Here is a 12,470-nt window from a genome sequence, read left to right as displayed (position 1 = left end):
ACCCCATGACACACCACAGGCCCGACAGTCGCGCTGCCGGGCCTGTGGATGAAGAGAATCAGTGACTACTGAGCGGGGCCCTCAACGGCCTCGGACGTCAGCAGGCCCGCGTTGATCTCGCGCAGGGCGATAGAAAGCGGCTTCTCGTGGACGTGGGTGTCCACCAGGGGACCGACGTACTCAAGGAGACCCTCACCGAGCTGCGAGTAGTACGCGTTGATCTGACGGGCACGCTTGGCCGCGTAGATCACCAGGCTGTACTTCGAGTCGGTGGCCTCGAGGAGCTCGTCGATCGGAGGGTTGATGATGCCCTCGGGAGCGGTGATGGAAGAGGACACGCTCTGCCTTCCGAAAAGGGAAAAAGACCTGAAAGATCAAACAACTTCCATCAAGGCTAGCAGCTCACGTGCTACATCCTCGACGGAGGTGTTGACAAGGGTGACATCGAACTCGGTCTCGGCCGCCAGTTCGATCTTGGCGGCCTCCAGACGGCGCTCGATCACCTCGGGCGGCTCGGTGCCCCGGCCGGTGAGCCTGCGCACCAGCTCCTCCCAGGAGGGAGGGGCCAGGAACACGAGCAGGGCCTCCGGCATGGACTCGCGGACCTGCCGGGCGCCCTGGAGGTCGATCTCCAGGAGGACCGGCACACCTGCCTCCAGGTGCTCCAGGACGGCCGTACGCGGCGTCCCGTAGCGGTTGCCGGCGAATTCGGCCCACTCGAGCAGCTCGCCGTTGGCGATCAGCTTGTCCATCTCCTCGTCACTGACGAAGAAGTAGTGGACTCCATGCTTCTCACCGGGGCGCGGCCTGCGGGTCGTCGCCGACACCGAGAGCCAGACCTCGGGGTGTTCCTTGCGCATATGAGCGACGACCGTGCTCTTGCCGACCCCTGAGGGGCCGGAGAGCACGGTCAGCCGCGGACGTTCACTCATGCAGCGATTATTCCAGCAATCCCGGTATGCCCAGGACTCAGGCGCCGGAGCCGCCGAACTCACGCTCCAAGGAGGCGATCTGGTTCGAGCCGAGGCCGCGTACACGACGGCTCTCGGAGATCCCGAGTCGCTCCATGATCTGCTTGGCGCGGACCTTGCCCACGCCCGGCAGGGACTCCAGGAGAGCGGAGACCTTCATCTTGCCGATGACGTCGTTCTCCTGGCCCTGCTTGATGACCTCGTGAAGGGAGGCGCCGGAGTGCTTGAGTCGATTCTTGACCTCGGCCCGCTCCCGGCGAGCCGCGGCGGCCTTTTCGAGCGCGGCTGAGCGCTGTTCAGGGGTAAGGGGCGGAAGAGCCACGCCTACGTCACCTCGGATGTCGAACTGTCGGATACGGACCGGTGAGGAACCTAGTCGCCCCACACCTGGGTAGCTACGAGCAACACGCTTGCCCGTTCTCCCCCACTGCCTTAAAAAGCGTGGGAGGTGCCCCCACTCGACGGAGACTAGCGGGCAAGTGCGCCAGAGTCAGCGAGAACAGCGGAAAAGTCCTGGTCAGCCTCCCTGGACCTAGACATTTCCGACATATTGCCCCGGATTTGAGGATGTATTCAGACTCGGAGTGTCCTCGGAGCCCTCCGAGGACGCTCGTCGGAGGACTGCCAAAGGCCCGTCGGCGGACTCAGGCAGCCGTCACAGCGGCCCTGATCTCCTCCGCGAAGCCCTCCGCGACCTCCCGCAGCGCGACGACATCGGGACCGTGACGCAGAACACCCCGGCTGACGTTCGGGACGACATTGCGCACCGCCGCTCCGAAGACGCCGGCGAGATCGGCCGCGGTGGCCCCCTGTGCGCCGATTCCGGGCGCGAGGATCGGTCCGTTGATGTCCAGGTCGTACGAGGAGAGATCGCCCAGCGTGGCGCCCACCACCGCCCCGAAGGAGCCCAGGGGCGTCTCCCCCGCGTTCTCGGCGGCGAGATGGGCCAGCATGGTCGCTCCGACGTTCCGGCCGTCCGCACGGACCGCGTGCTGTACCTCGCCGCCCTCCGGGTTGGAGGTGAGCGCGAGGACGAAGAGTCCGGCGCCGCTCTCGCGGGCCAGCTCGACCGCGGGCTTCAGTGAGCCGTAGCCCAGGTACGGCGACACGGTCAGCGCGTCCGAGAACAGCGGCGCGTCCTTGCGCAGGAAGGTCTCCGCGTACGCGGCCATGGTCGAACCGATGTCGCCGCGCTTGGCGTCCATCACGACCAGCGCACCGGCCGCCCGCGCCTCCTCGACCGACTTCTCCAGGACGGCGATGCCGCGCGACCCGAAGCGCTCGAAGAACGCGCTCTGCGGCTTCAGGACGGCGACCCGGTCGGCCAGTGCCTCGACGACGGTGCGGCTGAAGCGCTCCAGGCCCGCGATGTCGTCCTCGAGCCCCCAGTCGGCGAGCAGCGAGGCGTGCGGGTCGATGCCGACGCACAGCGGGCCGCGGTCGTCCATGGCGCGGCGAAGACGTGCGCCGAAGGGTTCCAGGCTCATGCGGACTTCCTCACGTCGGCGCCGACCGCGTCGGCGAGGGTGGCGTACGGGCTCATGCGGAGGCGGGCGGCGAGCCCCTTGTGGATGGCGCGGCCCCAGAAGGGGCCCTCGTAGATGAAGGCGCTGTAGCCCTGGACCAGGGTGGCGCCGGCCAGGATGCGCTGCCAGGCGTCCTCGGCGTTCTCGATGCCGCCGACGCCCACGAGGGTGATCCGGTCGCCCACGCGCGCGTAGAGGCGGCGCAGCACCTCCAGGGAGCGCGCTTTCAGCGGCGCTCCGGAGAGTCCGCCGGTCTCCTTGACCAGGGAGGGTTGGGACTTCAAACCGAGTCCCTCGCGCGCGATGGTGGTGTTCGTGGCGATGATCCCGTCCAGGCCGAGTTCGACGGCGAGGTCGGCGACCGCGTCGATGTCGTCGTCGGCGAGGTCGGGCGCGATCTTGACGAGGAGCGGGACGCGCCGGTCGGTGACCGCGCGGTCGGCGGCCTCGCGGACGGCGCTCAGGAGCGGTCGCAGCGCCTCCGTGGCTTGGAGGTTGCGCAGTCCTGGGGTGTTCGGCGAGCTCACGTTGACGACGAGGTAGTCGGCGTGGCGGGCCAGCCGCTCGGTGGACTTCACGTAGTCGCCGACGGCCTCCGCCTCCGGGACGACCTTGGTCTTGCCGATGTTGACGCCGACGACGGTCCTGAAGACCGGCGTACGGGCCGCCAGGCGCTCGGAGACGGCCGCGGAGCCCTCGTTGTTGAACCCCATGCGGTTGATCAGCGCGCGGTCCGGCACAAGGCGGAACAGTCGCTTCTTGGGGTTGCCCGGCTGAGGCTCCCCGGTGACCGTGCCGATCTCGATGTGGTCGAAGCCGAGCATCGACATCCCGTCGATCGCGACGGCGTTCTTGTCGAATCCTGCGGCGAGCCCGAAGGGGCCGTGCATCCGCAGTCCGAACGCCTCCGTGCGCAGTTCCTCGTGGCGGGGCGCGAGCGCGGCCGCGACGAAGGTGCGGAGCACGGGGATGCGGGCGGCGAGACGGATCCAGCGGAAGGCCAGGTGGTGGGCCTGCTCGGGGTCCATGCGCTGAAAGACGAGCCGGAAGAAAATCTTGTACATGATCAGTGTCCTCATCAAGAGCCTCATGAAGAGGGGGACACCGTTTCCGGTGTCCCCCTCAGGGCTGCTAGTCGCGGGCCGCGGTCAGATGCTCGGCGTGTTCCTGCAGTGAACGCACGCCCACGTCACCGCGGTTGAGCGCGTCGATGCCCTGGACGGCGGCGGCGAGCGCCTGGACCGTCGTCAGACACGGAACGGACCGTGCCACGGCCGCCGTACGGATCTCGTAGCCGTCGAGGCGGCCGCCGGTGCCGTACGGGGTGTTGACGATGAGGTCGACCTGGCCGTCGTGGATGAGCTGGACGATGGTCTTCTCGCCGTTCGGGCCCTCGCCCTCGCTCTGCTTGCGCACGACGGTGGCGTTGAGGCCGTTGCGCTTGAGCACCTCGGCCGTGCCAGACGTGGCGAGCAACTCGAAGCCGTGGGCGACGAGTTCGCGCGCCGGGAAGATCATCGAGCGCTTGTCGCGGTTGGCGACGGAGATGAAGGCGCGCCCCTTGGTCGGCAGCGGACCGTACGCGCCCGCCTGCGACTTGGCGTACGCCGTGCCGAACACCGAGTCGATGCCCATCACTTCACCGGTGGAGCGCATCTCCGGGCCGAGGACGGTGTCGACGCCGCGCCCGTGGATGTCGCGGAAGCGCGACCACGGCATGACGGCCTCCTTGACGGAGATCGGCGCGTCGAGCGGCAGCGTGCCGCCGTCGCCGTTGGCGGGGAGCAGCCCCTCCGCCCGCAGTTCGGCGACGGTCGCGCCGAGCGAGATGCGGGCGGCGGCCTTGGCGAGGGGTACCGCGGTCGCCTTCGAGGTGAAGGGGACGGTGCGCGAGGCACGCGGGTTGGCTTCGAGGACGTACAGGATGTCCCCGGCCATCGCGAACTGGATGTTGATGAGTCCGCGTACGCCAACGCCCTTGGCAATGGCCTCAGTTGACGCCCGCAGCCGCTTGATGTCGAACCCGCCGAGCGTGATCGGCGGCAGCGCGCACGCCGAGTCGCCGGAGTGGATACCGGCCTCCTCGATGTGCTCCATGACACCGCCGAGGTAGAGCTCCTCGCCGTCGTACAGGGCGTCGACGTCGATCTCGATCGCGTCGTCGAGGAACCGGTCGACCAGGACCGGACGCGAGGGCGAGATCTCGGTCGACTCGGCGATGTACGAGGACAGCCGCGTCTCGTCGTACACGATCTCCATACCGCGTCCGCCAAGCACGTACGACGGCCGTACGAGGACGGGGTAGCCGATCTCGTCGGCGATGGCCTTGGCCTCCGCGAAGGTGGTGGCCGTGCCGTGCTTGGGAGCCGGGAGGCCGGCCTCCGCGAGGACCCGCCCGAAGGCGCCGCGGTCCTCGGCGGCGTGGATCGCCTCGGGCGAAGTGCCCACGATCGGCACGCCGTTGTCCTTGAGTGCCTGTGAGAGGCCCAGCGGGGTCTGGCCGCCGAGCTGCACGATGACACCCGCGACCGGACCGGCCAGCGTCTCCGCATGGACGATCTCCAGCACGTCTTCGAGCGTCAGCGGCTCGAAGTACAGGCGGTCGGAGGTGTCGTAGTCGGTCGAGACCGTCTCCGGGTTGCAGTTGACCATCACGGTCTCGTAGCCCGCGTCGCTCAGCGCGAAGGAGGCGTGGACGCACGAGTAGTCGAACTCGATGCCCTGGCCGATGCGGTTGGGTCCTGAGCCCAGGATGATGACCGCGGGCTTCTCGCGCGGGGCGACCTCGGTCTCCTCGTCGTACGAGGAGTAGAAGTACGGCGTGTTGGCCGCGAACTCGGCGGCGCAGGTGTCGACCGTCTTGTAGACCGGGCGGATGCCGAGCGCGTGCCGCACCTCGCGGACGACATCCTCGCGCAGCCCGCGGATCTCACCGATCTGGACGTCGGAGAAGCCGTGCCGCTTGGCCTCGGCCAGCAGCGAGGGATCCAACTTGTCGGCGGCGGCCAGGTCGTCCGCGGTCTCCTTGATCAGGAAGAGCTGGTCCACGAACCACGGGTCGATCTTCGTGGACTCGAAGACCTCCTCGGGAGTGGCGCCCGCGCGGATGGCCTGCATGACGGAGTTGATGCGCCCGTCGGTCGGCCGTACGGCCTCCGCCAGCAGCTCGGCCTTGTCGCCGGGCTCGCCCACGAAGGTGAACTGGCTGCCCTTCTTCTCCAGCGACCGCAGCGCCTTCTGCAGCGCCTCGGTGAAGTTGCGGCCGATCGCCATCGCCTCCCCGACCGACTTCATGGTCGTGGTGAGCGTCGAGTCGGCGGACGGGAACTTCTCGAAGGCGAAGCGCGGGGCCTTCACGACCACGTAGTCGAGCGTCGGCTCGAAGGACGCCGGGGTCTTCTCCGTGATGTCGTTCGGGATCTCGTCGAGCGTGTAGCCGACGGCGAGCTTGGCCGCGATCTTGGCGATCGGGAAGCCGGTCGCCTTGGAGGCGAGGGCGGAGGAACGCGACACACGCGGGTTCATCTCGATGACGATGATCCGGCCGTCTTCGGGGTTCACCGCGAACTGGATGTTGCAGCCGCCGGTGTCGACGCCGACCTCGCGGATGATCGCGATGCCGATGTCGCGCAGGCGCTGGTACTCGCGGTCGGTCAGCGTCATCGACGGCGCGACGGTGATCGAGTCGCCGGTGTGCACGCCCATCGGGTCGAAGTTCTCGATGGAGCAGACCACCACGACGTTGTCGTTCTTGTCGCGCATCAGCTCGAGCTCGTACTCCTTCCAGCCGAGGATGGACTCCTCCAGGAGCACCTCGGTGGTCGGGGAGAGCGTGAGGCCCTGGCCGGCGATGCGGCGCAGTTCGTCCTCGTCGTGGGCGAAGCCGGAGCCGGCGCCGCCCATGGTGAAGGAGGGCCGGACGACGACGGGGTAGCCGCCGAGGGTCTCGACGCCCTTGATGACGTCGTCCATGGTGTGGCAGATCACGGACCGGGCGGATTCACCGTGCCCGATCTTCTCGCGGACGGCCTCGACGACACCCTTGAAGAGGTCGCGGTCCTCGCCCTTGTTGATCGCCTCGACATTGGCGCCGATCAGCTCGACACCGTACTTCTCCAGGACACCCTGCTCGTGCATGGAGATGGCGGTGTTCAGGGCCGTCTGGCCACCGAGGGTGGGCAGCAGGGCGTCCGGCCGCTCCTTGGCGATGATCTTCTCGACGAACTCCGGGGTGATCGGCTCGACGTACGTGGCGTCGGCGATCTCCGGGTCGGTCATGATCGTCGCCGGGTTGGAGTTGACCAGGATGACTCGCAGGCCCTCGGCGCGCAGGATGCGGCATGCCTGGGTGCCGGAGTAGTCGAACTCGGCGGCCTGGCCGATGACGATCGGGCCGGAGCCGATGACCAGGACGGACTGGATATCGGTGCGCTTAGGCACGCTGGCCCTCCATGAGCTCTACGAAGCGGTCGAACAGGTAGGCCGCGTCGTGCGGGCCCGCCGCCGCCTCGGGGTGGTACTGGACGCTGAAGGCCGGCTGGTCGAGCAGCTGAAGCCCCTCGACGACCTGGTCGTTCAGGCAGACGTGGGAGACCTCGGCGCGGCCGTAGGGGGTGTCGGACACCTTGTCGAGCGGGGCGTCGACGGCGAAGCCGTGGTTGTGCGCGGTGACCTCGACCTTGCCGGTCGTACGGTCCTGTACCGGCTGGTTGATGCCGCGGTGGCCGTACTTCAGCTTGTACGTGCCGAAGCCGAGCGCGCGGCCGAGGATCTGGTTGCCGAAGCAGATGCCGAAGAGCGGCGTCTTTCGCGCGAGCACTTCCTGCATGACGGCGACCGGGCCGTCGGCGGTGGCCGGGTCACCGGGACCGTTCGAGAAGAACACCCCGTCCGGGTTCACCGCGTACACGTCCTCGGCCGTGGCCGTCGCGGGCAGCACATGCACCTCGATGCCACGCTCGGCCATGCGGTGCGGGGTCATGCCCTTGATGCCCAGGTCGACGGCGGCGACGGTGTACTTCTTCGCGCCGATCGCGGGGACGACGTACGACTCCTTGGTGGCGACCTCGGCGGCGAGGTTCGCGCCCTTCATCTCGGGCGCCTGGCGCACCTCGGCGAGCATGGTGCCCTCGTCGGGCAGCGCGTTGCCGGAGAAGATGCCGACGCGCATCGCGCCGCGCTCGCGCAGGTGCCGGGTCAGGGCACGGGTGTCGATGCCGCTGATGCCGACGACACCCTGGTTGCGCAGTTCCTCGTCCAGCGAGCGCCGGGAGCGCCAGTTGGAGGGCACGCGCGCGGGATCCCGTACGACATAACCGGCGACCCAGATCCGCTTCGACTCGGGGTCCTCGTCGTTCACGCCGGTGTTGCCGACGTGCGGGGAGGTCATCACGACGACCTGGCGGTGGTACGACGGGTCGGTGAGGGTCTCCTGGTAGCCGGTCATGCCGGTGGAGAACACCGCTTCGCCGAAGGTCTCCCCCACGGCCCCGTAGGCACGGCCGCGGAAGATCCGGCCGTCCTCCAGGACGAGTACGGCGGGAACCTTCGCGGTTCCCCGGGTGGAGGTCGTCATCGTGCGCCTTCCGTTTCCGTCGTTTTGATCATGTCGTTCAGGGTCTGGACCCATTCGCCGTGCTCGGCCGCGCGGTCGGAGCGGAAGCCCGAGTCGATCAGCCTTTCGCCGTGCGCCCAGGTGACGACGAGCAGTCCGCCCTCGGTGAGGACCTTGCCCGCGATGCCCTTGTCGAGCCGGGCTTCGCGGAGCTGCGCGGCCGGGACGAAGAAGTCGGCCGCTCCGGGGCGTACGACGTCGAGGCCCGCGTCCGTCAGCGTCAGCTCGACCCTGCTGCGGGTGCCCAGGCCGTGCGCCACGATGCGGTCCAGCCACTGCCCGGCGGTGGTGGAGCCGTGGTAGCGACCGGTCAGCTCAAGTCTCACCGGCCCCAGCTCTTCCGGCGCGGTGGGCAGCTCCGGCAGGTCGCCCTGGAGGGTGCCGCGCCACTTCCAGCCCTCGCGCATCAGCCAGTAGAGAAGCGCGACGAAGAGGGCGAGGCCGACGAGCCAGCCGATACGCGCGGCCCAGTCGGTCACTTCCGCCGACTTCTGTTCGGCGGCGATCATCATCTGAGGTGTCACGCGAGCTTCCCGTCCACGAGGGTGGCCTTGCCCCGGAGCCAGGTGTGCGTGACACGGCCCGGCAGCTCACGGCCCTCGTAGGGGGTGTTGCGGCTGCGCGAGGCGAAGCCCGCGGGGTCCACGGCCCCACGGTATTCGGTGTCGACCAGCGTGAGGTTGGCGGGCTCACCTGCCGAGACGGGACGGCCGTGGCCCGTGGCCCGGCCGATCTCGGCGGGCTTGGCCGACATGCGGTCCGCGACGCCGGCCCAGTCGAGCAGGCCGGTCTCGACCATCGTCTGCTGGACGACGGACAGCGCGGTCTCGAGCCCCACCATGCCCATGGCGGCCGCGGCCCACTCGCAGTCCTTGTCCTCGTGCGGGTGCGGGGCGTGGTCGGTGGCGACGATGTCGATCGTGCCGTCGGCGAGCGCCTCGCGCAGGGCCAGCACGTCACGCTCGGTGCGCAGCGGCGGGTTGACCTTGTAGACCGGGTTGTACGTGCGCGCCAGTTCGTCGGTGAGGAGCAGGTGGTGCGGGGTCACCTCGGCGGTGACGTCGATGCCGCGGGACTTGGCCCAGCGGACGATCTCGACGGAGCCGGCGGTCGAGAGGTGGCAGATGTGGACGCGGGACCCGACGTGCTCGGCGAGCAGGACGTCCCGGGCGATGATCGACTCCTCGGCCACCGCAGGCCATCCCCCGAGCCCCAGCTCGGCGGAGACGACACCCTCGTTCATCTGGGCGCCCTCGGTCAGCCGCGGCTCCTGCGCGTGCTGGGCGACGACCCCGCCGAAGGCCTTCACGTACTCCAGCGCCCGGCGCATGATCACCGCGTCGTCCACGCACTTGCCGTCGTCCGAGAAGACCGTGACGCCGGCCGCGGACTCGTACATGGCGCCCAGCTCGGCGAGCTTCTTGCCCTCCAGGCCGACGGTGACGGCGCCGATGGGCTGCACATCGCAGTAGCCGTGCTCCTGGCCGAGCCGGTAGACCTGCTCGACGACACCGGCGGTGTCGGCCACGGGGAAGGTGTTGGCCATGGCGAACACAGAGGTGTAGCCGCCGCTCGCCGCCGCCCGCGTGCCGGTCAGGACGGTCTCGGAGTCCTCACGGCCCGGCTCACGCAGATGGGTGTGCAGGTCGACCAGCCCGGGCAGCAGCACCTTGCCCTCGGCCTCGACGACCTCCGCGCCTTCGTCCGAAAGCCCCGTACCGACCGCCTCGATGACCGGGCCGTCGATGAGTACGTCCTGCGGCTCGCCGCCGAGCACCCGCGCACCACGGATAAGGATCTTGCTCATGGTTCTTACTTCTCCTCGGTACGGGTGTGGGTGACGGCGGGCTCGTTCCCGCCAAGGAGCAGATAGAGGACGGCCATCCGGATCGAGACGCCGTTGGTGACCTGCTCAAGGACGGTGCAGCGGTCGGAGTCGGCGACCTCGGCGGTGATCTCCATGCCGCGGACCATGGGGCCGGGGTGCATCACGATGGCGTGCTCGGGCATCCGCGCCATGCGGGCACCGTCCAGGCCGTAGCGCCGCGAGTACTCGCGCTCGGTCGGGAAGAACGCCGCGTTCATCCGCTCGCGCTGCACGCGCAGCAGCATCACGGCGTCGGACTTGGAGAGCGTGCTGTCGAGGTCGTACGAGACCTCGCAGGGCCAGGCCTCGACGCCGACCGGCACCAGGGTGGGCGGGGCGACGAGGGTGACCTCGGCGCCGAGCGTGTGCAGCAGGTCGACATTGGAGCGGGCGACGCGGCTGTGCAGGATGTCGCCGACGAGCGTGATCCGCTTGCCGGCCAGGTCCTGCCCTATCCCCGCGTCCCGGCCGACGAGCCGGCGCCGCATGGTGAAGGCGTCGAGCAGGGCCTGGGTGGGGTGCTGGTGGGTGCCGTCACCGGCGTTGATGACGGCCGCGTCGATCCAGCCGGAGGTCGCGAGCCGGTAGGGGGCTCCGGAGGCGCCGTGCCGGATGACGACGGCGTCGACGCCCATGGCTTCGAGGGTCTGGGCGGTGTCCTTCAGGGACTCGCCCTTGGACACGCTCGATCCCTTGGCGGTGAAGTTGATGACGTCCGCGGAGAGGCGCTTCTCGGCTGCCTCGAAGGAGATCCGGGTACGCGTCGAGTCCTCGAAGAAGAGGTTGACCACGGTGCGGCCGCGCAGGGTCGGCAGCTTTTTGATCGGCCGGTCGGCGACCCGGGCCATCTCCTCGGCGGTGTCGAGGATCAGGACGGCGTCGTCGCGGGTGAGGTCGGCGGCCGAGATGAGATGACGCTGCATCTTTCAGGCTCCGTAAGGCAGTTCAGGTCGGGAGAATTCGGGCACGCGAGCGCGCAGGCGCGCACTCAGGGGCGTACGGCTGAGTGCTACTGCTGCTCGCCCGTGGAGGTCCGCTTCGCGCCGAGCAGCACGGTGTCGCGACCGTCCTCCTCGGCGAGCTGGACCTTGACCGTCTCCCGCAACGACGTGGGGAGGTTCTTGCCGACGTAGTCGGCGCGGATGGGCAGTTCGCGGTGACCGCGGTCGACGAGGACCGCGAGCTGCACGGCGCGCGGGCGGCCGATGTCGTTCAGCGCGTCGAGCGCCGCGCGGATGGTTCGGCCGGAGAAGAGCACGTCGTCGACGAGGACGACCAGGCGGCCGTCGATGCCGTCACCGGGAATCTCGGTGCGGGCCAGCGCACGCGGTGGGTGCATGCGCAGGTCGTCGCGGTACATGGTGATGTCGAGGGAGCCGACCGGGATCTTGCGGCCGGTGATCTCCGCCAGCTTCACGGCGAGCCGCCGGGCGAGGAAGACGCCCCGGGTCGGGATGCCGAGAAGCACCACGTCGTCGGCGCCCTTGGCGCGCTCGACGATCTCGTGGGCGATGCGGGTCAACACCCGCGCGATGTCGGGGCCTTCGAGAACCGGCCGCGCATCGGCTTCGTACTGCTGCTTGTCGTGCTCGGTGTCCATATGAAAACGGACCTCCTTCTCCGCCTCACGGGACGGATCATTAAAGGACGTCGGAATTGCGCCATCCACGCTACCAGCCCGGCAACGCGCCTGATCACCCCCCTTCAAGCGACCGCCGACGACTCCCACCAAAGGGTCGGTCCGGACCATTCGGCTTGACGGGGGAGAGTAACGCTGCGTAACCTCACAGTGAGTCACCAGCCGCGCGGCCGAGCCGCACGTTGATACAGCGTCCGGGGAGCTATATGTCCAGCGAATACGCCAAACAGCTCGGGGCCAAGCTCCGGGCCATCCGCACCCAGCAGGGCCTTTCCCTCCACGGCGTCGAGGAGAAGTCCCAGGGACGCTGGAAGGCGGTCGTGGTCGGTTCGTACGAGCGCGGCGACCGCGCCGTCACCGTGCAGCGCCTTGCCGAGCTCGCGGACTTCTACGGGGTTCCGGTGCAGGAGCTGCTGCCGGGCACCACTCCGGGCGGGGCCGCCGAGCCGCCGCCGAAGCTGGTCCTGGACCTTGAGCGGCTGGCCCACGTGCCGGCCGAGAAGGCGGGCCCCCTGCAGCGCTACGCGGCGACGATCCAGTCGCAGCGCGGTGACTACAACGGCAAGGTGCTGTCGATCCGCCAGGACGACCTGCGCACCCTCGCCGTCATCTACGACCAGTCGCCCTCGGTCCTCACCGAGCAGCTGATCAGCTGGGGCGTCCTGGACGCCGACGCGCGCCGTGCGGTCTCCCACGACGAGGGCTGATCCCAACCAGCACTTCAGCAGAAACGTGCCGCCGGGGTGGCCGGAACACATCGTTCCGGCCACCCCGGCGGCTTTCTGCGGCCCTCCGGGGCCTCCCGGGTACCGGAACGCCGGAGGGCCCGCAGCAGACATGCTGCGGGCCCTCC

At 69.0% G+C, this 12,470-nt stretch carries 12 protein-coding genes; 1 reads left to right on the top strand and 11 read right to left on the bottom strand.

Translation table 11 applies throughout. The features are described 5' to 3' along the window. Window positions 1–65: 65 nt before the first annotated feature. The 11 genes from rpoZ to pyrR all read right to left on the bottom strand — a co-directional run bounded on the left by rpoZ (window position 66) and on the right by pyrR (window position 11,578). Window positions 66–338, bottom strand: a complete 273-nt coding sequence (gene rpoZ, locus OG266_RS37320) for a DNA-directed RNA polymerase subunit omega (RefSeq protein ID WP_003982715.1) — start codon at window positions 336–338, stop codon at window positions 66–68. 36 nt (window positions 339–374) lie between these two features. Beyond that, window positions 375–932 carry a guanylate kinase gene (gene gmk, locus OG266_RS37315; RefSeq protein ID WP_266467640.1) on the bottom strand — a complete coding sequence of 186 codons (558 nt, stop codon included), beginning with the start codon at window positions 930–932 and terminating at the stop codon, window positions 375–377. A 37-nt stretch (window positions 933–969) separates the two neighbouring features. Further along, window positions 970–1,293, bottom strand: a complete 324-nt coding sequence (locus tag OG266_RS37310) for an integration host factor (protein WP_266467637.1) — start codon at window positions 1,291–1,293, stop codon at window positions 970–972. A gap of 322 nt (window positions 1,294–1,615) precedes the next feature. Next, complete coding sequence (gene pyrF, locus OG266_RS37305; RefSeq protein ID WP_371551117.1) at window positions 1,616–2,458, bottom strand: orotidine-5'-phosphate decarboxylase; 843 nt, start codon at window positions 2,456–2,458, stop codon at window positions 1,616–1,618. After that, entirely contained in the window at window positions 2,455–3,561 is a 1,107-nt protein-coding gene (locus OG266_RS37300) for a quinone-dependent dihydroorotate dehydrogenase (RefSeq protein WP_266467631.1), read from the bottom strand. Before OG266_RS37300 ends, pyrF begins: the two co-directional genes overlap by 4 nt. 67 nt (window positions 3,562–3,628) lie before the next feature. After that, entirely contained in the window at window positions 3,629–6,937 is a 3,309-nt protein-coding gene (gene carB / locus OG266_RS37295) for a carbamoyl-phosphate synthase large subunit (RefSeq protein ID WP_371551115.1), read from the bottom strand. Further along, window positions 6,930–8,072: a glutamine-hydrolyzing carbamoyl-phosphate synthase small subunit gene (gene carA / locus OG266_RS37290; RefSeq protein ID WP_329548770.1), complete on the bottom strand. Its 1,143-nt coding sequence runs from the start codon at window positions 8,070–8,072 to the stop codon at window positions 6,930–6,932. The genes carB and carA overlap by 8 nt, the downstream gene beginning before the upstream one ends. Then, window positions 8,069–8,623, bottom strand: coding sequence for a hypothetical protein (locus OG266_RS37285; protein ID WP_371553093.1), 555 nt, complete (start codon window positions 8,621–8,623; stop codon window positions 8,069–8,071). Before OG266_RS37285 ends, carA begins: the two co-directional genes overlap by 4 nt. A gap of 8 nt (window positions 8,624–8,631) precedes the next feature. After that, complete coding sequence (locus tag OG266_RS37280) at window positions 8,632–9,918, bottom strand: dihydroorotase (RefSeq protein WP_371551112.1); 1,287 nt, start codon at window positions 9,916–9,918, stop codon at window positions 8,632–8,634. A 5-nt stretch (window positions 9,919–9,923) separates the two neighbouring features. After that, window positions 9,924–10,901 carry an aspartate carbamoyltransferase catalytic subunit gene (locus OG266_RS37275; protein ID WP_266467618.1) on the bottom strand — a complete coding sequence of 326 codons (978 nt, stop codon included), beginning with the start codon at window positions 10,899–10,901 and terminating at the stop codon, window positions 9,924–9,926. 86 nt (window positions 10,902–10,987) lie between these two features. Further along, complete coding sequence (gene pyrR / locus OG266_RS37270; protein ID WP_266467615.1) at window positions 10,988–11,578, bottom strand: bifunctional pyr operon transcriptional regulator/uracil phosphoribosyltransferase PyrR; 591 nt, start codon at window positions 11,576–11,578, stop codon at window positions 10,988–10,990. Between the two features lie 245 nt (window positions 11,579–11,823). Here pyrR and bldD point away from each other — a divergent pair, with 245 nt between their 5' ends. Further along, window positions 11,824–12,324, top strand: coding sequence for a transcriptional regulator BldD (gene bldD, locus OG266_RS37265; protein ID WP_067366005.1), 501 nt, complete (start codon window positions 11,824–11,826; stop codon window positions 12,322–12,324). The last annotated feature ends 146 nt before the right edge of the window (window positions 12,325–12,470 follow it).

This window comes from Streptomyces sp. NBC_00554 (assembly GCF_041431135.1).
Lineage (GTDB): Bacteria > Actinomycetota > Actinomycetes > Streptomycetales > Streptomycetaceae > Streptomyces.
Note: the sequence above shows the minus strand (reverse complement) of the source record. Positions and strands in the feature narration are given on the sequence as shown.

Excerpts from the sequence above, each read along its gene's own strand:
- pyrF (WP_371551117.1), bottom strand. The coding sequence starts at position 2,458 with ATGAGCCTGGAACCCTTCGGCGCACGTCTTCGCCGCGCCATGGACGAC.
- OG266_RS37285 (WP_371553093.1), bottom strand. The coding sequence starts at position 8,623 with ATGATGATCGCCGCCGAACAGAAGTCGGCGGAAGTGACCGACTGGGCC.
- OG266_RS37280 (WP_371551112.1), bottom strand. The coding sequence starts at position 9,918 with ATGAGCAAGATCCTTATCCGTGGTGCGCGGGTGCTCGGCGGCGAGCCG.
- gmk (WP_266467640.1), bottom strand. The coding sequence starts at position 932 with ATGAGTGAACGTCCGCGGCTGACCGTGCTCTCCGGCCCCTCAGGGGTC.
- OG266_RS37275 (WP_266467618.1), bottom strand. The coding sequence starts at position 10,901 with ATGCAGCGTCATCTCATCTCGGCCGCCGACCTCACCCGCGACGACGCC.
- bldD (WP_067366005.1), top strand. The coding sequence starts at position 11,824 with ATGTCCAGCGAATACGCCAAACAGCTCGGGGCCAAGCTCCGGGCCATC.
- pyrR (WP_266467615.1), bottom strand. The coding sequence starts at position 11,578 with ATGGACACCGAGCACGACAAGCAGCAGTACGAAGCCGATGCGCGGCCG.
- OG266_RS37300 (WP_266467631.1), bottom strand. The coding sequence starts at position 3,561 with ATGTACAAGATTTTCTTCCGGCTCGTCTTTCAGCGCATGGACCCCGAG.
- carA (WP_329548770.1), bottom strand. The coding sequence starts at position 8,072 with ATGACGACCTCCACCCGGGGAACCGCGAAGGTTCCCGCCGTACTCGTC.